At 54.3% G+C, this 21286-nt stretch carries 19 protein-coding genes and 1 tRNA gene; 15 read left to right on the top strand and 5 right to left on the bottom strand.

Annotated elements, in window-relative coordinates; all coding sequences use genetic code 11:
• Nucleotides 1-2 precede the first annotated feature (2 nt).
• On the bottom strand, nucleotides 3-896 hold the full coding sequence (locus CE168_RS00515; protein WP_099570686.1) for an ABC transporter ATP-binding protein: 894 nt from the start codon (nucleotides 894-896) through the stop codon (nucleotides 3-5).
• A 189-nt stretch (nucleotides 897-1085) separates the two neighbouring features.
• Complete coding sequence (locus tag CE168_RS00510) at nucleotides 1086-2171, bottom strand: metal ABC transporter solute-binding protein, Zn/Mn family (RefSeq protein ID WP_099570685.1); 1086 nt, start codon at nucleotides 2169-2171, stop codon at nucleotides 1086-1088.
• Nucleotides 2172-2311: 140 nt separating this feature from the next.
• Between CE168_RS00510 and CE168_RS00505 the strand changes: the two genes are divergently transcribed.
• The 8 genes from CE168_RS00505 (at nucleotide 2312) to CE168_RS09215 (ending at nucleotide 11064) form a co-directional block, all read left to right on the top strand.
• On the top strand, nucleotides 2312-3187 hold the full coding sequence (locus CE168_RS00505; RefSeq protein WP_099570684.1) for a bifunctional methylenetetrahydrofolate dehydrogenase/methenyltetrahydrofolate cyclohydrolase: 876 nt from the start codon (nucleotides 2312-2314) through the stop codon (nucleotides 3185-3187).
• A 164-nt stretch (nucleotides 3188-3351) separates the two neighbouring features.
• Nucleotides 3352-4827 (top strand): 30S ribosomal protein S1, encoded by a 1476-nt coding sequence (gene rpsA / locus CE168_RS00500; RefSeq protein ID WP_003835223.1) that lies wholly within the window; start codon nucleotides 3352-3354, stop codon nucleotides 4825-4827.
• Between the two features lie 121 nt (nucleotides 4828-4948).
• Nucleotides 4949-5581: a dephospho-CoA kinase gene (gene coaE / locus CE168_RS00495; protein ID WP_236824297.1), complete on the top strand. Its 633-nt coding sequence runs from the start codon at nucleotides 4949-4951 to the stop codon at nucleotides 5579-5581.
• Between the two features lie 2 nt (nucleotides 5582-5583).
• Nucleotides 5584-7695 carry an excinuclease ABC subunit UvrB gene (gene uvrB, locus CE168_RS00490; RefSeq protein WP_099571147.1) on the top strand — a complete coding sequence of 704 codons (2112 nt, stop codon included), beginning with the start codon at nucleotides 5584-5586 and terminating at the stop codon, nucleotides 7693-7695.
• Between the two features lie 39 nt (nucleotides 7696-7734).
• A complete protein-coding gene (locus CE168_RS00485; protein WP_099570682.1) occupies nucleotides 7735-8718 on the top strand; it encodes a TerC family protein in 984 nt (327 codons plus the stop codon).
• Nucleotides 8719-8891: 173 nt separating this feature from the next.
• Nucleotides 8892-10334, top strand: a complete 1443-nt coding sequence (gene pyk / locus CE168_RS00480; protein ID WP_099570681.1) for a pyruvate kinase — start codon at nucleotides 8892-8894, stop codon at nucleotides 10332-10334.
• Between the two features lie 217 nt (nucleotides 10335-10551).
• Nucleotides 10552-10625 (top strand) — tRNA-Leu (locus CE168_RS00475).
• A gap of 313 nt (nucleotides 10626-10938) precedes the next feature.
• Nucleotides 10939-11064 carry an AlbA family DNA-binding domain-containing protein gene (locus tag CE168_RS09215; RefSeq protein ID WP_259295469.1) on the top strand — a complete coding sequence of 42 codons (126 nt, stop codon included), beginning with the start codon at nucleotides 10939-10941 and terminating at the stop codon, nucleotides 11062-11064.
• Between the two features lie 146 nt (nucleotides 11065-11210).
• Here CE168_RS09215 and CE168_RS00470 read toward each other — a convergent pair whose 3' ends face one another.
• Nucleotides 11211-11552 (bottom strand): hypothetical protein, encoded by a 342-nt coding sequence (locus tag CE168_RS00470; RefSeq protein WP_180753642.1) that lies wholly within the window; start codon nucleotides 11550-11552, stop codon nucleotides 11211-11213.
• Nucleotides 11553-11775: 223 nt separating this feature from the next.
• A complete protein-coding gene (locus CE168_RS08900) occupies nucleotides 11776-11967 on the bottom strand; it encodes a hypothetical protein (RefSeq protein WP_117789656.1) in 192 nt (63 codons plus the stop codon).
• 338 nt (nucleotides 11968-12305) lie between these two features.
• Between CE168_RS08900 and CE168_RS00465 the strand changes: the two genes are divergently transcribed.
• From CE168_RS00465 to CE168_RS00445, 5 genes are all read left to right on the top strand, one after another.
• Nucleotides 12306-13286 (top strand): ABC-three component system protein, encoded by a 981-nt coding sequence (locus CE168_RS00465; protein WP_143433375.1) that lies wholly within the window; start codon nucleotides 12306-12308, stop codon nucleotides 13284-13286.
• The gene (locus CE168_RS00460; protein ID WP_333939256.1) at nucleotides 13246-13725 is read left to right on the top strand and encodes an ABC-three component system middle component 2; all 480 of its coding nucleotides are present in this window, start codon (nucleotides 13246-13248) and stop codon (nucleotides 13723-13725) included. Before CE168_RS00465 ends, CE168_RS00460 begins: the two co-directional genes overlap by 41 nt.
• Before the next feature lie 4 nt (nucleotides 13726-13729).
• A complete protein-coding gene (locus tag CE168_RS00455; RefSeq protein ID WP_099570678.1) occupies nucleotides 13730-15556 on the top strand; it encodes a coiled-coil domain-containing protein in 1827 nt (608 codons plus the stop codon).
• Nucleotides 15557-15591: 35 nt separating this feature from the next.
• Nucleotides 15592-15846, top strand: a complete 255-nt coding sequence (locus tag CE168_RS00450) for a helix-turn-helix domain-containing protein (RefSeq protein ID WP_099570677.1) — start codon at nucleotides 15592-15594, stop codon at nucleotides 15844-15846.
• An 89-nt stretch (nucleotides 15847-15935) separates the two neighbouring features.
• Nucleotides 15936-16373 (top strand): hypothetical protein, encoded by a 438-nt coding sequence (locus CE168_RS00445; protein WP_201797046.1) that lies wholly within the window; start codon nucleotides 15936-15938, stop codon nucleotides 16371-16373.
• Between the two features lie 97 nt (nucleotides 16374-16470).
• Here the strand turns inward: CE168_RS00445 and CE168_RS00440 are convergent, their stop codons facing one another.
• The gene (locus CE168_RS00440; RefSeq protein WP_099570676.1) at nucleotides 16471-17337 is read right to left on the bottom strand and encodes a D-hexose-6-phosphate mutarotase; all 867 of its coding nucleotides are present in this window, start codon (nucleotides 17335-17337) and stop codon (nucleotides 16471-16473) included.
• A 331-nt stretch (nucleotides 17338-17668) separates the two neighbouring features.
• Here CE168_RS00440 and CE168_RS00435 point away from each other — a divergent pair, with 331 nt between their 5' ends.
• A complete protein-coding gene (locus tag CE168_RS00435) occupies nucleotides 17669-18430 on the top strand; it encodes an ANTAR domain-containing response regulator (RefSeq protein ID WP_099570675.1) in 762 nt (253 codons plus the stop codon).
• Entirely contained in the window at nucleotides 18420-21272 is a 2853-nt protein-coding gene (polA, locus tag CE168_RS00430) for a DNA polymerase I (RefSeq protein WP_099570674.1), read from the top strand. Before CE168_RS00435 ends, polA begins: the two co-directional genes overlap by 11 nt.
• Nucleotides 21273-21286: the final 14 nt, after the last annotated feature.

The raw sequence follows: 21286 nt of genomic DNA, 5'->3' as shown, positions 1-21286 counted from the left end.
GTTCAGTCCTCCTGCGTGGTGTGGCTGTGATGGTGGAATTGCGCGATTTCTTCTGGAGCATGCATATCGATGTTCGTGTTTTCAGGCTCGTCCTCGCTTGGTGTCACGAACATATCTCCTTGCGGAGTGGTGACCACCTGTACGGTCGTGCCGTACAAATGCGTGAGCAGATGGGAATCCAGCACCTCGTTCATGCCTGCATAGTGCGGATGCCCGTCAAGCAGATAGACGGCTCCGGTAAGGATCGGCAGCAACATGTTGAGATCGTGCGCCACCACCTGAATGGTCATGCCGAGCTCGCGGTTGAGTTTGGCGAGCACGTGCACGGTGGCGCGTTGGCTTGCCAGATCGAGATTGGCGAGGGGCTCGTCGAGCATCAGCAGTTTTGGATCGTCCACGAGCGCCTGCGCGATGGCGACCCTTTGGCGCAGTCCGCCCGAAAGCTCGGACAGGCGGTAGTTTGCTTTGTCTTGCAGGCCGACGAAGTCCATGGCCTTGCGGGCCTTGTCTCGGAGTGCTTTGGTGACGGGATGGATGCCGAATTTGGTTCCCGTCAGGCCAAGGAGCACCGACTGTTCCGCGGTGATATTCGATTCGATGTCGGAAGCGTAGCTCTGCGGCACATAGCCGATGCGGCGGTTTGCGGAACCTGCAGGCTGACCGAGCACCCTGATGCTGCCGTGCGCGGTCGGAATCAGCCCCAGTTCGGCCTTCATCATCGTGGTCTTGCCGGCCCCGTTGGTGCCGACGATTGCGGTTACCGAGCCTTGCGGAATGCTGAACGTGCCATGTTGCCAGATGATGCGACCGCCTCGTTTGACGCAGGCGTCGTTGAATTCGATGCAGGCAGGTGTCTCGTCGTGCATGGCTTCTCCTTGGTTTGAACGCACGTACATACTCGCAAATGGTGTTGACAATCATTCTCAATAAGGGAGACGTGGGCCGGCATTCAAAGTGACTCGTTGAAGGAATCCCAAGACGGCGCCAGAAGCCTTCGTAAGCAAGAAAAAAAGACCGTCTCACGTTCGATCGAACGGTGAAACGGTCTTTGAAGACGATATTGAAAGGAAGACGATATTAAAAGGTTATTTGCTTGGATTCGGCTGCGGGGCGTCGCTTGATTCACCATCCGATTCATTCGCCATTTGTGGATCGTCGGCAGCGGAGGAATCCGCAGGATCCTTCGAATCCGTGTTTTCCGAATCGTCGTTGGAACTGGTGTCGGAGTCGGATTGCTCGTCGAACATGTCGTTCAGTGAGAGGATGAGTGAGCTGATCCATGATGTCAGGCTTTTGCAGTCGGAAGGCATTTGTTCGCTGATGTCAAGTACGGGAACATCCGATTTATAAGCGGTGCCGGTCAGCGTGTTCGTGGCGTCGCTTGTGGATTGCGTGTTGTTGATAAGTACGTCGACCTTATGTTTTTCCAGCAATTCCTGGAATTCCCGAAGATCGTCAGGGGCTGGTTCAGAGCCTGTGCTTGCCGATTGCAGGTATCCTTCCGGCGTGTTGTCGGTGAACCCCATGTCGCTGAGTAGATAGTAGGCGACGGGTTCGGTGGCGGCATAGGAGGCGTCCTTATGCGTGTCGCTGAACGCCTTCATGTCCTTCTCTATTTTCTTTTCTCGTCTGTTCCACGCGGCGAGCTTGTTATTGAAATACTTCTTTTGCGTGGGCATGATACGGCTGTACGTGTCGGCCAATTCCTTGGCCATGGCGTTGCGGGCGTCGCTGGAGAACCACAGATGCGGATTGTCGCCCTCGATGGCGCCGACCATCTGTGCCGCGGAAACGGAAACGGTGTCTTTGCTGAGATTCTTGGTGGCCCAAGCGTCGTAGCCCGCGCCATTGGCCACCGCGACCTGCGCCTGTTGAAGCTTGCCGATGTCGTCGGTCTTCGGCTCGAAATCATGCGCGTCAACATCGGTCGAAGACAGGATCGACGTGACTTTCACGTGAACGCCGCCTATCTGCTCGGCGAGAGATCCCCACTGGTTGACCGAGGCAACCACCTCGATCGGCGTGATCTGTTCGGTCTGCGCATCGGAATCGACGGAAGCATCATCCTTCTGCGAAGAGGATCTTCCAAAGCATGCTGTCGTGCCGAACGTCATGCAAAGCGCGAGTCCCGCGGCAAAAGCGCGTAACAAAGAACGTCTGTGCAAGCGCATATCGGTTGCCCTCTTCCTGAACCGCCTTAATCGTGTTCATCTCATAAATACGTGTGCGACTTACGACTGAAACCAAGATAGCCTACGATACATGCAAATGCCAATACAACAGCAATCCAATAAAAAGGGGAGTGGCCAGCATGGCAGTGAAAATCGATGGAAAGATGGTGTCCGCACGGATTAAAGCGAATCTCGCCGAACGCGTCGCGTCGTTGAAAGAGCGGGGGGTTGACCCCGGTCTTGGCACCATTCTGGTTGGTTCCGATCCCGGCTCCGTCAAATATGTTGCTGGAAAACATGCCGATTGCGCTGAAATCGGTGTGAACTCCATTAAGAAGGAGTTGCCCGCCGACGCAACGTTCGAACAGATCGCTGAAGCCGTGCAGGAACTTAACGCTGATCCTGCCTGCACGGGCTATATCGTGCAGCTGCCTTTGCCGAAAGGTATTGACGAAAACGCCATCATTGATCTGATCGACCCCAAGAAGGATGCGGATGGCATGCATCCGTACAATCTTGGCGAACTTGTGCTGCACGCGCGAGGAGACATTACCACGCCGCTGCCGTGTACTCCGCGAGGCGTGATCGAACTGCTGAATGCCTATGACATCGATTTGGACGGCAAAGAGGTCTGCGTGCTCGGTCGAGGCATCACCATCGGGCGTACGGTTGGTCTGATGCTGACACGCAAGGCGGTGAACTCCACGGTTACGCTGTGCCACACAGGCACCAAGGATGTGCGCAAGCATATGCTCGAGGCCGACGTCATTATTGCGGCCATGGGTTCCGCAGGCTTTGTTAAGCCGGAAGACATCAAGGAAGGTGCGGTGCTGGTCGATGTCGGCGTTTCCCGTGTGTTTGACGAGGAAGCCGGCCGCTATCGCGTGAAGGGCGATGTTGACAAAGCCTGCTACGAGAAGGTTTCAGCATATACGCCGAACCCGGGTGGTGTCGGACCTATGACCCGTGCCATGTTGTTGGAGAATGTGGTAGAGATGGCCGAGCGTCAGCTGTAATTGCGCTTTATGCACGATGCAAGCTGATTTCGGGCGTGTCGCGTGTTGTAGCACGTCTTTTTTGTGCATGGTCCCATGTAAACTTGCGCCTTGCATGTGTTATATCGCATGCATATAACTGAAGACCGATTTTATCCACCCACTATTTGTAAGAAACCAAATTAATGGCAGAGAACAATAACGAAGTCGCCAAGGTCGCCATCAACGACATCGGCACCGAAGAGGACTTCATCAAGGCAGTCGATTCCACCATCAAGAACTTCGGTGATGGTGATCTGGTCGAAGGTACCGTCGTCAAGGTCGATCACGACGAGGTCCTGCTCGACATCGGCTACAAGACTGAGGGCGTCATTCCCTCCCGTGAGCTTTCCATCAAGAAGGACGTTGATCCGGACGAAGTCGTCGAGGTCGGCGACACCATTGAGGCTCTTGTCGTCACCAAGGAAGACAAGGAAGGCCGTCTGATTCTGTCCAAGAAGCGTGCACAGTACGAGCGCGCTTGGGGCGACATCGAGAAAATCAAAGAAGCCGATGGCGTTGTCGAAGGCACCGTTATCGAAGCTGTCAAGGGTGGTCTCATCGTCGACATCGGTCTGCGTGGCTTCCTGCCGGCATCCCTGGTCGAAATGCGTCGCGTCCGCGACCTGTCCCCGTACATTGGCCAGACCATCAAGGCCAAGATCCTCGAGCTCGACAAGAACCGCAACAATGTGGTGCTCTCCCGTCGCCAGTACCTCGAGGAGACCCAGTCCGAAGTGCGTGAGACCTTCCTGTCCCAGCTTAAGAAGGGCCAGATTCGCGAAGGTGTCGTGTCCTCCATCGTCAACTTCGGTGCATTCGTTGATCTGGGCGGTGTTGACGGCCTGATCCACGTTTCCGAGTTGTCTTGGAAGCACATTGACCATCCGTCCGAGGTCGTCAAGGTCGGCGACAAGGTCACCGTCGAGGTGCTCGACGTTGATCTCGATCGTGAACGCATCTCCCTGTCCCTCAAGGCCACCCAGGAAGATCCGTGGCAGCGCTTCGCTCGCACCCACGTTCCTGGTCAGATTGTCAAGGGCAAGGTCACCAAGATCGTTCAGTTCGGTGTCTTCATCTCCGTCGAAGACGGCATCGAAGGCCTCGTGCACATCTCCGAGCTGGCCAACCGCCACGTGGAGAACCCGGAGACCGTCGTCAAGCCGGGCGAAGAAGTGTTCGTCAAGGTGATTGACGTTGATCTCGATCGTCGCCGCATCTCCCTGTCCCTCAAGCAGGCCAACGACTCCGTCGATCCGGCTTCCGAGGACTTCGATCCGGCTCTGTACGGCATGCCGGCAGAGTACGACGAGCAGGGCAACTACAAGTATCCGGAAGGCTTCGACCCGGCAACCAACGAGTGGATCGCTGGTTACGAGAAGCAGCGTGAGGAGTGGGAGTCCCAGTACGCCGCCGCTCACGATCTGTGGGAGCAGCACAAGGAATTTGTGGCCAAGGAGCTCGAGAACGCTGAAGCTTCCGCCGCTGAAGATGGCCAGGCTCCGAAGGAAGAGAAGGTCGAAGAGGTGTCTTCCAACTACTCCTCCGAGAACACTTCCGCCGGCACCCTCGCCGACTCCGACCAGCTCGCCGCTCTGCGCGACCAGCTGCTCGGCAAGTGATTGTATGCTGAGCTAGAATCCAATCCAGCTCAGGCTAGATCCTAGAAAAGACCCCGTTCCTGATTCAGGTTCGGGGTCTTTTCGTATGTGCATGTCAAGCGTGCATGTGAAGCGCATTAGAATGGCGGTTGTGGTGATTCGAATAGGATTGACCGGCGGCATAGCGGCTGGCAAAAGCACGGTGTCCGCAAGACTGCGTGAGCTTGGTGCGGTACTTGTCGATTATGATCTGCTTGCGCGTCGAGTGGTGGAACCCGGCAGCGTTGGCCTTCAGCGCATAGCGAAATGTTTCGGCTCCGATGCTTTGACCGATCGAGGTGAGCTCAATCGAGCGTGGATGTCGGAGCATGTGTTTTCCGGCTCCGATGCGGAACGGAAGCGCAAGATGCTGGACGGAATCGAGCATCCACTGATTTATGAGCTTGCAGTACAGCTCGAACATGAGGCTGTTGAAGCTGATTGTCAAGCCGTGGTGGTGCATGACATACCGTTACTCGCCGAAGTAATCGACAGCATCCCTTTTGAATTCGACCATATCGTAACTGTTGAAGCGCCCGAACAGGTAAGGGTAAGCAGAATGATGGCAACGCGAGGCATGAGCGAAAGCCAGGCATGGAATCGTGTGAACCATCAATCCAGCGCGGAACAGCGTCTTGCCATTGCCGATGAGATCATCGATTCCACACAGCCATTGGAACAAATGTTCGAGCATGTTGATATGCTGATGAAACAATGGCGCACGGAAGCGAGGTAGGCATGGGATTCAATATTGAACGCACGAACAAGCCGTTTGTGGTCAAATCGCCGTATAAGCCGAGCGGCGACCAGCCTAAGGCGATTGAAGAGCTTGCGGAACGCATTGAAAACGGTGAAAGCGATGTGGTGCTCATGGGTGCCACTGGAACTGGCAAAACCGCCACCACAGCATGGCTTATTGAACGTCTGCAACGCCCGACGTTGATTATCGAACCGAATAAAACGTTGGCAGCGCAGCTGTGCGCCGAGTTCCGTGAGCTCATGCCAGACAATGCGGTGAGCTATTTCGTTTCGTATTACGACTACTACCAGCCGGAAGCCTATATTCCGCAAACCGATACGTATATCGAAAAGGATTCCAACATCAATGACGATGTGGAACGACTTCGCCATGCGGCCACGGCGAACCTGCTGACGCGTCGTGATTGCGTGGTCGTGGCAACGGTTTCCTGCATTTACGGACTCGGTACGCCGGAAGAATATGCCGGTCGCATGCTTTTCTTGGAAGAAGGGCAGGAGCTTGACCGAGACGAGCTGCTGCGTACTTTCGTTGCAATGCAGTACAAGCGCAACGATATCGCCTTCACCAGAGGTACTTTCCGTGTGCGTGGCGATACTGTCGAAATCATTCCCGTATATGAGGAACTGGCCATCCGCATCGAGTTCTTCGGTGATGAAATCGACCGTATTTCAACCCTGCATCCACTTACCGGAGATGTGATTGGGCATCAATCGCAAGTCCATATTTTCCCTGCATCGCACTATGTGGCAGGGCCGCAACGTATGGAGCGAGCATTGTCTACCATTCAGCAGGAACTTGACCAACGTACCGCCGAACTGCGCAAACAAGGCAAGGAACTTGAGGCGCAGCGTCTTTCCATGCGTACCACATACGATTTGGAGATGCTCTCTCAAGTTGGCGTCTGCTCTGGAGTGGAGAATTATTCGAGGCATTTCGACGGTCGAGAGCCGGGAAGTCCTCCGCACACGCTGCTTGACTTTTTCCCCGACGATTTTCTGCTGGTCATCGATGAATCGCATGTTACCGTGCCTCAGATTGGCGCCATGTATGAGGGTGACGCCAGCCGTAAGCGCACGCTGGTGGAACACGGGTTCCGTTTGCCTTCGGCAATGGACAATCGTCCACTCAAATGGCCGGAATTCCTTGAACGCGTCGGCCAGACGGTTTATCTTTCCGCCACACCGGGCGATTATGAACTTGGTCTGAGTGATGGTGTGGTCGAACAGATCATCCGACCGACGGGATTGGTTGATCCGCAGATCGATGTGCGTCCGGTTGACGGGCAGATCGATGATTTGCTTGCTGAAATCAAGGATCGTGTGGCTCGTAATGAACGTGCGTTGGTGACTACGTTGACCAAGAAGATGGCCGAAGATCTTACCGATTATCTGCTGGAACGTGGCATCAAAGTCGAATACCTGCACTCCGATGTGGACACTTTGCGGCGTGTCGAATTGTTGCGCGAACTGCGAGAAGGCAAGATCGACGTCATTGTCGGCATCAACCTGTTGCGTGAGGGTCTTGATTTGCCGGAAGTGTCGTTGGTCGCGATTCTTGACGCCGATAAGGAAGGTTTCCTGCGTTCCTACCGTTCCCTCATCCAGACGATTGGTCGCGCCGCGAGAAATGTGTCCGGAACCGTCATCATGTATGCCGACGACATCACCGACGCCATGCACAAGGCCATCGACGAGACCAATCGCCGCCGTGACATCCAGATCGCCTACAACAAGGAACATGGCATCGATCCGAAGCCGCTCATCAAGAAGATCTCCGATGTCAACGACATGCTTGCCAAGGAGGACGTTGACACCCAGACATTGCTTGGTACCGGATACCGCAACGCGGACAAAGCCGGCAATTCGCATCTTGGCGTGCCTGCTACCAGCAAGGAGGAATCCGATAGACGGCACGAGGAGATTCTCAAGGCTGGATTGCCCGCGCAGGATCTGGCAGATCTGATTCGCCAGCTTTCCGAGCAGATGCATACCGCTGCCGAACAACTGCAATTCGAGCTTGCGGCTCGTCTGCGTGACGAGATACGTGACCTGAAAAAGGAACTTCGGCAGATGACGGAGGCGAGCAAATAGTTCTCGACCGGTCATACGGCATCCGTACCATAGTGGATTATGGCTGAAACACCACTTGTTTTTGAAATCGCCACGTTCGCGGTTCTTGCCGTCTTTTTCGTGGTCGACTTGTTTATCATCGGACGTAAGCCCCATGTGCCCTCCACCAAGGAATGCGTGCAACATATCGCGTTCTTTGTGGTCATGGCGTTGATCTTCGGCGGACTTATGTGGTTCTTCGCGGGATCGAAGCCGGCCATCGAATTTTATTCGGGCTGGCTTACGGAATATTCGCTGAGTATTGATAATCTATTCGTCTTCGTCATCATCATGTCGAATTTTGCGGTGCCAAAACAGCTGCAGAAATTCGTGCTGTCCATCGGCATCACCATCGCATTGGTGTTGCGCGGCGTGTTCATCCTCATCGGCGCGGCCATTATCGCCCGCTTCACCTGGGTGTTCTTCCTGTTCGGCGCGTTCCTCATCGTCACCGCCATCAAGTTGGTCACCGGGGGAGACGAAGATGAGGAATATCATGAGAATGGCTTGATCCGCACATTGCGCAAGGTCATCAAGATCACCGATGAGTATGACGGAGAAAAGTTGCGTACCGTCAAAAACGGTGCCAAGTATTGGACTCCGATGCTGATCGTCTTTCTGACCATCGGAACCACCGACGTGATGTTTGCTTTTGACTCCATTCCTGCGATTTTCGGTTTGACGAAGGATCCATTCATTGTGTTCACATCCAATGTGTTCGCGTTGCTCGGTTTGCAACAGCTGTACTTCCTGCTTGGCGAGCTGCTCGACAAACTTGTCTACCTGCCGTTGGGTTTGTCCGTGGTGCTCGGCTTTATCGGCGTCAAGCTCATCATGGAGGCATTGCACGGCAATTCGCTGCCGTTCCTCAATGGTGGGCAGCCGATTTCCTGGGTGCCGGAAGTTCCCACATGGCTATCTCTTGCCGTTATCGTCCTTGCGATTGGTGGCGCGGCTTTGGCAAGTGTTCTTAAGATGCGCACCATGAAAGCGAACGAAAAGTGACAGTCCGGCAAACGTTGGGAGAATAGAGCTTTTCTATTCTCCTACGGAATTGTGAGCGCTCACAACACGCCTCGTTTTGAGGTGGAAGTGGGCGCTTTTTGCTAGTAGACTATGCCACTGGAAACAGGGTCGTCAGATCCCAAATCAATATCAACAAGAATAGGCAGGCATTCATGCGTAAAGCCAAGATCGTAGATACCATCGGTCCAGCTACCGAGTCCCTGGAAGGCATCACCAGCCTTGTCGAAGCAGGTATGGACGTCGCTCGTCTGAACCGCTCCCATGGCACTCCGGAAGACCACCTCAAGGTCTACAACAACCTCCGCGCCGCCGCCAAGGCCACCGGCCGCAACGTCGCAGCCCTGGTTGATCTGCAGGGTCCGAAGATCCGTTGCGGTTGGTTCAAGAAGAACGCCGACGGCGAAGACAAGGTCCAGCTGACCGAAGGCCAGGAGTTCGTCATCACCACCGACGATATCGAGGGCGACGAGCATATCACCTCCACCACTTTCAAGGGCCTGCCGGGCGATTGCCATGCTGGCGACCCGATCCTCATCGATGACGGCAAGGTTCGCCTCGAGGTCACCAAGGTCGAAGGCAACAACGTGTACACCAAGGTTGTCGTGGCCGGACCGGTTTCCAGCCACAAGGGTATCAACCTGCCGGGTGTCGCGGTGTCCCTGCCGGCTCTGACCGAGAAGGATGAAGCCGATCTGCGTTGGGCTATCCGCACCGGCGCCGACATCATCGCCATGTCCTTCGTGCGTTTCGCCACCGACATCGACCGCGCCCACGAGATCATGGACGAGGAAGGCCGTCGCATCCCGGTCGTTGCCAAGATCGAGAAGCCGCAGGCTCTTGAGAACCTTGAAGAGATCGTCAAGGCCTTCGACGGCATCATGGTTGCCCGTGGCGACATGGCCGTCGAGTGCCCGCTGGAAGAGGTCCCGCTGGCTACCAAGCGTTGCATCGAGCTGGCTCGTCAGTACGCCAAGCCGGTCATCGTGGCTACCGAAGTCCTCGGCTCCATGGTCAATTCCCCGGTTCCGACCCGTGCAGAGGCATCTGACTGCGCTAACGCCGTCCTCGACGGTGCCGACGCGACCATGACTTCCAACGAGACCGCCGTCGGCAAGTACCCGGCAGTCACCGTGAACACCATGAGCCGCATCTCCTCCTTCGCCACCGAGCACGGTTTCGACCGTATCCCGGAGCTGAAGAACCTGGATATGTCTTCCACCGGCGCCGTGTCTTCCGCAGCTGTGGATCTGGCTGACAAGCTGAACGCCAAGGCCATCGTTGCCTACACCCAGACCGGTTCCACCGTGCACCGCGTGTCCCGCGAACGCCCGGCCACCCCGATCTATGGCATCACCAACAACGAGCACACCTATCACTGGCTGGCTCTGTCTTGGGGCACCGAGTCCTTCCTGCTCGATGAGGATTACCACGACAAGTCCCGCAAGGACCTGATGATCTTCACCGATAAGATCCTGAAGGATGCCGGCAAGGTCACCGATGGTGACAAGATCGTTGTGCTGAGCTCCGCCCAGGGCGAGCATCAGCCGGGTCGCACCGATTCCATCTACGTCCACACCGTTGGTGCTTGCGACTGAAATGCGTTTCGGTCAGTGACTGACTGATTAGCGAATAGGAGGGCTTTCGTCCGTTTGGATGGAAGCCCTCCTATTGTTTTCGGATGATGTTGGTTTGTGGCCGATTTATAGATTGCGATAGGTTGTGATCAAGGTGTCGAGTATGGTGCGAAACGCCGACCACTCAAGGACTTTGCGAAATCTTTTTTCTGTGTTAAAATAATCAAGTTGTGCGAAAGCCCCTGTATCCCAATTGGTAGAGGAGACAGCCTCAAAATCTGTACAGTGTGGGTTCGAGTCCCACCGGGGGCACCGGATTGATGAACAGCCGCGGACGGGTATCACCCGCCGCGGTTTTCTTGTTATCTGACAACATGTGCAGTTACGTGGTAGCTCAGTGCCTTGCCGTTGCTGCCATATTCCCCTTTCGGCAGTGATGATCCTATCGCGCTGGATTCGTGAGAGTGGCGCCTTATCTCGAAACGATGCCCGTTGGACTCGTGTATGGGAGAATATGTGCGCCATATGTAAATGTGCAGATTTTGTGATTGCGGTCACTATTGCGGTCAAGTGGATGTTTTCTTGTCCGCGATTTTGTCCGCAATCATGGGTGGAAAGAGGTCGAATGATGGTTCGTGACATAGATGAGATGCTCGAGCAGGGAGAGGGACTGTCCGTCGAGTTCAAGAGATGCGGTGCCGTGCCGGAGAAAGACACTTTCGAAACCGTGTGCTCATTTGCCAACCGCTAGGGCGGCCACATCCTTATCGACGTCAACGACGACGGCAACATCGAGGGTGTGGGCGAGAAGTCGGTGGTCGGCATCGAACGGAACATCGTGAACGAGACCAGAAACCCCACCCTGTTCAACACCGCGCCGGGTGGAGATCACGCACGTCACCGTCCAAGGCAGGTGCGTTCCAGAAGGTCGCGGTCGGATATGATCTCCTCGGGAGTCGGGTTGTCATCCGGCACATAATCGCCGCGCGTCCCCTCGCCGTCAGGCAGAGGGTCGTCGAGGGAGACCTCGTTGCGCGTGTGGAACTCGCAGTCAACGCAGTCGCCGTCGCACAGCCACCACTTGCCTCGCGGGCAGAAGCAGCGCCCCCAGTACTGCTCGCGCTTGCGCAGATTCGTGCGCCACCTGTCGAATTCCCGGTACTGGTCCTCCGGCACCTCATACCAGGTGCGGGTTGCCTTGTCATAGATGCGTTGACTCTGATTGCCGTTGTTTTTCATGTGCGATACCTCTGTTTGCTTCTCCCGAACCGGAGGCACCGCGCAAAAAAGGAGCGTGGCCAGCCATCCAGAACGGGAAATCTGTTCTGAAAGGCCAGCCACGCTCGTAAGCTGGTTGTTATTGACTTATGTCACCTTCACGGAGGCTCGAGCCGCCCAGTGCGCACTGGGCGAACGACCGTCAAGGCGGGGCGGTTTATCGACATGCCCAGGTCGATGAGAATCAGTCGTCGTTGATCATCAGCTCGAGGTCGCCGAAGACCTCCTCGTAGCATGCAGGGCTGAGATCGTCGAAGCACGTAGCGCCATGGCGGCGGAAGACGGACTCGGCTGTCTCGCTCCCATACATGGAGCACACCATGTCCGTATCGTTCTCGATGTTGATCCGCCACATCTCTTTGTCATCTGTTGTCACTGTTGACCTCCAGTCTTGATGCGGCGTTCCAGCCCATAGGCACGCCTTGTATGGTTTGCACATGCACGCCATCGTGTGGGCCACTGGTGATCGGCCAGTGCACGAGTGACGTGTGATTGGTTGGGAAGTCGAAAGATATTTCGCGTTCGCAAAAATAAATAGACGTTTGCGTGGGCACGTGATAAAATATCCTTGTGTTCCCATTCATGAGAGGAAGGCCGCGGCCGCTTGCCTTTCAATCACTAAGGTGAGTGTAAGAAATCGGACCTTTTGCAACAGATACATGCGCGGACATTTGAGGACATAATTTGTCCACTCAGGAGGGAGGTGGAAGCGCCTTGAGATTTTGTGAGTTCGCCAAATTCATGCATGAGAATTACGAGGCGAATGCGAATGACAGTGAATTCGTATCTATATTGATTGATGCCATCCTCGATGAATCCGCATTGGAGAAGGAGGGAAACCCGAATCCGATTTATGGGCTCAGCGCGAATACGAGACTCGCTTATTACAGCGGCAAGCGCCAGATTTCACAAAGGAAAGCCGCGCAGATTGTTCCAAATCTGTCCGAGGAATCTTTCGACAACTTTGTGAGCCACTATTCAATGGATGCCCTCGATCACATGCGTGACAAACTGGGTGAGTACGGGTTCGACGTCGAACCGTATGAAGTCGGCAAGGCATGCGCGAACATCCTCGCTCAGATCATCAAACGCCGGTCCGAAGGACTATCGGACGATGTGACCAAGCTTGACTACAAGCGACTGGAAAAGGGACAGAGATTAAAAAACATCGCCCCCGCGTCGATTGAACGCAGAGGCAACAAGCTGGAAATCGCAGGAGAGATCATCACCATCAACCAGGCTCTAGTGCCGGACAGCATCGCGGAACAGGAACTTGAATACATACACGCCCTGTATGAGGTCTTCGCCGAGAAACTCAATCGGGAGAATTTCACCAAGGATGACATGCCGTTGTTGAACAGGGGCATGCGCGAAAACTTCCGTGAACAACGGGAAGCGTATTACAGTGCCGTGAGCGTCGAACGCTCCGTGCGGGACATGTTCACCGACGGGGAGAACGAATTCCAAATACTGAAGGACGACGCATGGCGCGGTATCGACACTACATACTGGAAGGACTACCCGGACGGCTACGCCCGTCTGAATGCTGTGCTGGAAAAGGTGACGAGCACATCGCTTGACCGCTCCATCCTCAGCCAGATGCGCAACCTGATCGGGAATCTTGAAAAGAAAGGCATCTGCCACATCCTGGTGAATGACGGGACAATCGAATCGTGGGTGCATGTCAATGACTGACAGGATTTTCAACACTCCGTTTGAGATGTCGCTGCACGTCGTACTGCTCCTGGGGGTCATTCATGAAAGAGCGACCCTTGACAGGATCGCGGAATACGATTTCATCACCGTGCGCGCCGGGGAATTCGGACTTGATGACGGATCCCTGAACGGTGACAGCATTTTCGCGTTTGGTGAGCTCGCCGCAAAGCGGGAACTGGTGAGAGAAGCCCTGAAGGGCCTTGTTATGGATGGCGTGGTAGATGTCACTGACGGCAATGAGGGAATCACCTATTCCCTGACCGATTCAGGGCGCGCATTGGACGAAGGGCTCGTGTCTGAATATGCGAGCCGATATCGGACGGTGATGAAAAAGGTGAACAGAAGATACAGGAACAAATCGGATGTCGAATTGGCCGGGATCATAAATCGGCAGTCCACGAAGATTTCAAAGAGGTAGCGCTATGCCTGGGTTCTATATAAAGAAGGTCACTGCGAACAGTGCGAAAAAAGGCGACGCCAGCGTCACCTTCGGAAAAGGTCTGAACATCATCCAAGGGCGATCCGACAGTGGAAAGACCTGTGTGGCGAACTGCATAGATTTCATCTACGGCGGCCAGACCAGTAAGCCGTTCAAGGACTCCGCGCAATACGACGGTGTCACCATGATCGTGGCGGCAAATGATGAGCCGGGAGATGTCACGCTGCGGCGTTCCGTTGGCAAGAACCAGGTGGAGGTTGACAGCACGGTCGCTGGGATTGAAAGCGGTATCTATGATGTCTCGCTGAGGAAGAACGCCAAAAACCCACCGTTGAATGAAGTATGGCTCAGGCTTATAGGTACCGACCCTGATGTAAGGATCGTGACGAACTCCGGATTCGAAACTAAAAGGCTCACATGGAAGAATCTTCTGAGGGTCTTCTACCTTGACGAAGGGCGCGTGGATGACGCGGAATCCATTGTCGAGCCGAGCCATCGCTACATGGAGAACACCCTCTTTCTTTCCGCGCTTCTTTATTTGTTTACAGGACGAACGTTCACGGAAACGGATGCTCAGGAAAAGAGCGAAATCAAAAAGGCCCGTCGCAAGGCTGTGAAGGATTACGTGAACAGGAAGATACAGGACGCCGCAGCCAGGAAGGCGGAGCTAGAAGAGAAGCTGCATCTTTTCGACGGAATCGACATAGACGCCCAGATCGAAGAAGCGACAAACGCGCTTGACGAGACACGACGGAAAATCGACCGGGCACTGGAAGAGAGCCAACGGATACTCTCGTCCATATCATCCGAAGAGCAGCGGATCGCCGAATGCAATGTGCTGCTGAACAGATACAACCGGCTATCCGATCAATACAAGGCAGATATCCAGAGACTATCGCTCATAGCGGAGGGCGAGGAATCATACGAAGGCATAAACCCGCCCCTGCTCTGCCCATACTGCGATAATCCGATCACTCCCCGCAAGAGACAGACATACATGGAGTCCGCTCGCGTCACCATGGAAAGGACAATGGATCAGCTCAACGGACTCGTTGATACCGAAAAGGATGTGGAAGAGCAAAAGAAGGAATCGGAAAACAACCTGGAGAAACTGAAATCCGAACGGGATTCCTTGGAAGCCAAAATCAAGATGGAGCTAAGGCCGCAGGAATCGAAGCAGATAGACATCGTGCGCTCCTACAAAGCTTATCTGCAAGTCACGGCGGAGATTGGCGTCATCGAGTCGTATTCCGCCGACTTCGGCCGGGACCTCGATGATATTGAGAACGAGCAAAAGAACGACAAACCCGCTGAGTACCATCCGAAAGAGTACTTTCCGGATGACTTCGTCCCAGCAATGTCCGGATACGCTCAGGAGATTCTCGAGGAGTGCCATTACTCAGGGTTGCTCAAGGCGAACTTCGATCTTACAAAATTCGATATCGTGGTCAACGGTGAAGACAAGGGAACAAGCCATGGCAAGGGTTATCGGTCCTATCTGAATACCGTTATGATTCTGATGCTAAGGAAGTACCTGGCGAATCACGCGAAGTTCAATCCAGGGTCATTCATAATTGATACCCCTCTTCACGGCTTTGATGACGGCGTGGGCGAAGACATTCCGGACAGCATGCGCGCCGGACTCTATCGGTATTTCATGGCTCACCAAGACGAGGGGCAACTCATAATCATCGAGAACCTAGACCACATCCCGCACCTCGACTATGAGGCCAGTGATGCGACGGTCACCACGTTTGAAAAAACAAACGAACCTGGCAAACGATACGGATTCCTGAACGGTGTTAAATAAGAAACACATGCGAATAAAGGCACGGAGGCCTGCAAATGCACTTCAGTTACAACAAGCTGTTCAAGCTTATGATCGACCGCAACATCAAGAAAAAAGAGCTGAGCGAGATGAGCGATGTCAGCGCCACTTCGATAGCGAAACTGGGCAAAGGCGGAAACGTGAACACGGGCGTTCTGCTTCGCATATGCAACGCCTTGAACTGTGATGTCGGTGACATCATGGAGTTCGTACCCGATAAGAAGCAAGAGTCGGTAGCTGATGACGGGAAGACATCAGCTACCTCCCAATAATGAGAAAGCCATGATATGAATGTGTATATGGAAAGCAAAGGAGGGACGCCTCTCAAGTGGAAAAGCTAATAGATATAGGAAGCGATCCCGTGACATCCCTTCTGGATCTGCTACTCGCCGATAAGTCGACGAAAAGGAACATTATATGGGCGACGGATACCTACGAGGAACTTGGCCACGGTTTCACGGACAAGGAGCAAATCGATGCAAAGCTGCTTCTGCAACACGCCGACATCATCAAGCCGAGAATCCAGAAATCGCAGGAGGAGCAAGTCGCCCGAACCCGCAAGAAAGCCGAGGTCTTCACTCCGGCATGGCTCTGCAATCTCATGAACAATTACTGCGATGAGGATTGGTTCGGCAGGAAAAATGTTTTTAACACAGAAAACGACGATCATACCTGGACGGTGACAGAAGCTCAAATTGAGTTTCCGAAACGAAAGACGTGGAAACATTACGTTTTATTGGTGTTATGTACTTTGCGCCGATATTCATCGAGTCCGGACGATCGACATGACGCCGATTAGCGTAGTCTGGGAAAGATTGTCGATGAATAAACTGCCGGCTCGATGGACATTGGAAACCATGCTTGATGTTCATCGAACCGGCAGTTTCTATTTACTTTCAGTGCTTGACCGACAGTGTTTGCTGCAAGGTATGCGAATCATGTGGAGGCACGATGACCGCGCAATCGCGATTGTTAACCGCTTCCACGCACACGAAGCCACGCCATTCGCCGTCGCTCAAATCTCCGATGGCATTGCCGGCTTGCTCTCCCGGATTCCATACCACGGTCTGCGCTGCGCCCTGCTTGGAGACAATGATGGTGCGCTGCAACACGGGGTCGCGCAGCTCAAGCGTATCCGCCGAATAGTAGATGCGGTCAACCATGCCTTGGAAGGTCACAGGTTCATCACCTTGGCTGCAACGCGGATCGCCATCCAATACGGTATCGAGATAGTCCGCGCTCTCCAGCCCGCACACCTGCGACTGTTCGGCGTCGCCAACCTGCAGGTATGTATGCAGTGCCTCTTCGTAAGACAATGGCTCGTCGCCATCGTTATATACGGTAAGCGACATCGTCAATTCATGGCCGACTTCAATGGTGTAAACGGCATGAAATTGAGGATTCGGGCCAGAAACAAACTGGGAAAGTATGTCTGCGTCGATCTCACTGGAATCCAACGTGTAGCGCAAACGAGCTCCGGTGGACCCTTCCTCGTCATAATGCCAGAAACTGTTGCGGGCAAAACCATGCTTAGGTGTCTTCGAAGCCACATGGCCGCCTTCAAAACCGGAATTGAACCAAGGGAAAATAATGGGAACGCCGCCACGGATGGCAGTGCCTTCCTTAAGGTAAATCGCCTTGGGGCGCCAGACAACAGGCTGTTCGCCGGCGGGTGCCCAGGAAAGCACATGCGCACCGTAATCGCTGACTGATGCCGTTGCGTCTTCGTTGACAATATCTCTGATGGTGAAAGTGCTACTCATACGCCCAGTATAAACAAGGTGACGTTGAACATGATTCCCGGAAAGATACTTTGCAAGATTGTGATATTTCCTGAATTTTCCAGCTTGATACGCAAGGCAGGAATGAGGATTGCGGCAACACGCGCTTGTAGGCTTCTGCTAGTATCATCCATGAAAGTACAAGGAAGATAGCCGGTTCGTTTCAACTTGCGTTATGGAAGGTGAATTAAGGCTGTGAAAAGCTGAGAATTCCCAGAATCTGAACGATTGCAAGTAACTGCATCGAATCATTCCGGAAGCGAGTTGGGGCGTGCAAGGCCGGCTTTGGGTGTGACAGTGGAAAGAGACCGACATGTCTGCAGAAAAGACCACGGAACCGGACGAAGTGCTCACCGACGATGAACTTCAGGCTGCCGCAGCGCCTGAGCGCCCCCTCGAAGAGGAGAAGCCTCGCAAGCGTACCGTCGTCGTGGCCGAAGACGAATCCGTGAACCGTATGGATTTGGTTGCCATGCTGGAAGATAACGGCTACGAGGTTGTAGGCGAAGCCGCTAACGGTGAAGAGGCAGTTGATCTGACTCGCAAGTTCCGTCCGAGTGTAGTGTGCATGGACGTCAAGATGCCTCGTATGGACGGCATCGAAGCGGCCGGCATCATCTGCGACGAGAACATCGCCCCGGTTGTTATGCTTACGGCATTCTCCCAGTCCGATCTGGTGAAGAAGGCCACCGGCGCCGGTGCCATGGCGTATGTTACCAAGCCGTATGAGGAGTCCAAGCTGCTGCCGGCTTTGGAAGTGGCCATGGGCCGTTTCGCCGAGATCAACGATCTGCTCGACAATGTGGAGCGCAGCGAATCCAAACTGCATGAAGCCGAAGAGCGGCTTAAGAAGGCGGAAGAGCAGCTGAAGAAGGCTGAGGAAACCCTCGAGGAGCGTAAGCTCGTCGACCGTGCCAAGGGTCTGCTTATGGACAAGGCCGATTTCTCCGAGCAAGGCGCATTCCGTTGGATTCAGAAGACCTCCATGGACCAGCGTATTCCGAAGAAACGCTTGGCCATGGCCATCATCGCCAAGTATGGTGATCAGAAGTCGGAAGCAGAGGATGAGCGCTAACACAGTAACTGTGGAAGGCACTTCACGCGGGACGCTATTGGTCGTTGACGGCCATTCCTTGGCGTTCCGCGCTTTTTTTGCCTTGCCCGTAGAGAATTTCAGTACATCCGCAGGTCAGGCAACCAATGCCGTCTGGGGTTTCGCCACCATGCTTTCGCAAGTGATTGATGCTGAGCATCCCGATCATCTTGCCGTCGCTTTCGACGTCAAAGGCGGCACGTTCCGCAATACGATGCTGCCGCAGTATAAAGGCACGCGAGATGCGGCTCCGGAAGATCTGCTCACGCAGTTGCCTCTGATTCAACAGATGCTTGATGCGTTGGGCGTCACGTTCATCGAAAAACCCGGATATGAGGGTGATGACGTGATCGGCACGTTGGCGAGCATGGGAGACGAAGCTGGCTATCGCACGCTGGTATTGTCTGGCGACCGTGACGCGTTCCAGCTCATCAACAACAACATCACCGTACTGTATCCGGGGCATCATTTCAAAGACCTGAAACATATGACTCCCGATGCGGTAGTGGAGAAATACCATGTCACCCCGGAACAGTACCCGGATTTGGCGGCGCTCCGCGGCGAAACCGCTGACAACATTCCAGGCGTTCCAGGCGTGGGCGATGGCTTCGCAGCCAAGTGGATCAACCTGTATGGCGGGCTTGACCAAATCATCGAGCACGCCGACGAGATCGGCGGCAAAAAAGGCGAGGCACTGCGGGCCAACATCGACCAGGTCAAGCTGAACCGTTCCGTGAACGCCCTGGTGCGTGACCTCGACCTTGGCGTGTCCATCGAAGATCTGACCTTCGGCCAGGTGGATGCCAACCAGCTCAACGAATTGTTCTCCAAGCTTGAATTCGGTATTCGCACCAAAAACCGTGTGCTAAGAACATTCAACGCAGGCAAGCCTACGAACAATCTTGTGCAGCAAGATGAGTCCAGCAAGCTGGAAATACCAGAATTCGAAACGATTGATTCACCGGAAGCGCTGGAATCATGGGTGCAATCCAATCTGCAGGCGACGAACAGGCATCTGCATGATGAGCGAGAAATCGCGCCGAAAACAACTCCTTCCGGTTTCGCCATTGATCATACGAAGAAGTGCTCGCAATCCGTGGCCCGCTCATGGGTGTTGCAGGTGGAAGGCGAAAGCAAGCCGGGGAACGCGGCTTATTCGTCGCTGATGATCGCATCGCAAGGCAAAGCGATTCGCATCAATCATATTGATCGCGATATGGCGTCACAACTGCAAACGCTACTTGACGAATACCACCAATCCATGGTGGTGCATGGCTATAAGGAACAGTCCCATCTGTTGGGAAGCGTCGGCGTGAAACTGCCGGAACCGCTGTTCGATACCAAACTTGCCGGGTATCTGGTCCATCCCGATTTCCATGCAGACACTTTGGAACAGGCGGCGGCTCATTTTTTGGATCTGCATATCGAGGAGCAGTCCGAAAGTGCGACGCAGGGAACGCTTGATTTCGACGAGCCTGAAGAATCCGTGCAGCAGAAAGACGACCAGCTTCCGCGTCACACGGCGATTGTGGGGCTGTTGGCGCGAAATCTGGCGAATTCGCTGGATCAGCGTGAGCAGTTCGCCTTGTTGGATTCCGTGGAGATTCCAGTATCTCGTGTGCTTTATGGCATGGAGCATGCCGGCGCGCAAGTCGATATGAACAGGCTGATGAACATGCGCGAACAGCTTGCCTCCGATGCGAATCATGCGCAGGAAACGGCCTGGCAGTATGCGGGCGAGCGGGTGAATCTGCAAAGTCCCAAACAGTTGCAGAAAATTCTGTTTGAAGATATGGGTTTGAAACCCACGAAGAAGACCAAAACCGGTTCGTATACCACGAATGCGGCGGCTTTGCAGGCGTTGCGCGATCGTTCGTATGATAATGACAGTGCATGCCAGTTCCTTGACGCGTTGTTGCTGCATCGCGAGAAGAACAAGCTCAAGCAGATCGTGCAGACGTTGATCGATGCGACCAACGGGTCTGACGGGCGTATTCATACGACGTTTGAGCAGACTGTGGCTGCGACCGGTCGATTGAGCTCGGTCGATCCGAATTTGCAGAACATTCCGAATCGTGATCCGGCTGGACGTGAGATTCGTTCGGCTTTTGTGCCCGGTGAGGGTTTTGAATCGTTGCTGAGTTCGGATTATTCTCAGGTCGAGTTACGTATTATGGCCGACCTTTCCGGCGATGAGGCGTTGATTGAGGCATTCCGTTCCGGTAGGGACTTCCATAAGTATGTGGCGAGCTTGGTGTATGGCGTCCCTGTTGACGAGATTACGTCTGATCAGCGCAGTCATGTTAAGGCGATGAGCTATGGCTTGGCTTATGGATTGAGCACGTATGGGCTTTCGCAGCAGCTTGGCATTAAGCCGGGTGAGGCCGAATCATTGAAGCGGCAATATTTTGCGACGTTCGGCAAGGTCCATGAGTATTTGGAGTCGTTGGTTTCCACGGCCCGTGAAAAGGGGTATACGGAGACGATTTATGGTCGTCGTAGGTATTTCCCGGGGTTGAAGTCGTCGAATCGTGCGGTACGTGACGCTGCGGAGCGTGCTGCGCTGAATGCGCCTATTCAGGGTTCCGCCGCGGACATTATGAAGATTGCCATGATTCGGGCTGATGATGCGTTGCGTGAGGCTGGTCTTGCCAGCCGGATCATTCTGCAGATTCATGACGAACTTGTGGTGGAGATTGCGCCGGGCGAGGCACAGCAGGCCACTGCGTTGGTGAAGGGTTCCATGGAGCATGCGGTTGACATGGCGGTTCCGTTGGATGTTTCCACGGGTATTGGTTCAGATTGGCAGCTTGCCGCGCACTGATACGGTACTGGGTT

It is taken from the genome of Bifidobacterium sp. N5G01, from assembly GCF_002742425.1.
Taxonomy (GTDB): domain Bacteria; phylum Actinomycetota; class Actinomycetes; order Actinomycetales; family Bifidobacteriaceae; genus Bifidobacterium; species Bifidobacterium hominis.
The sequence above is the reverse complement of the archived record's forward strand: the minus strand, read 5'-3'. Positions and strand labels throughout refer to the sequence as shown.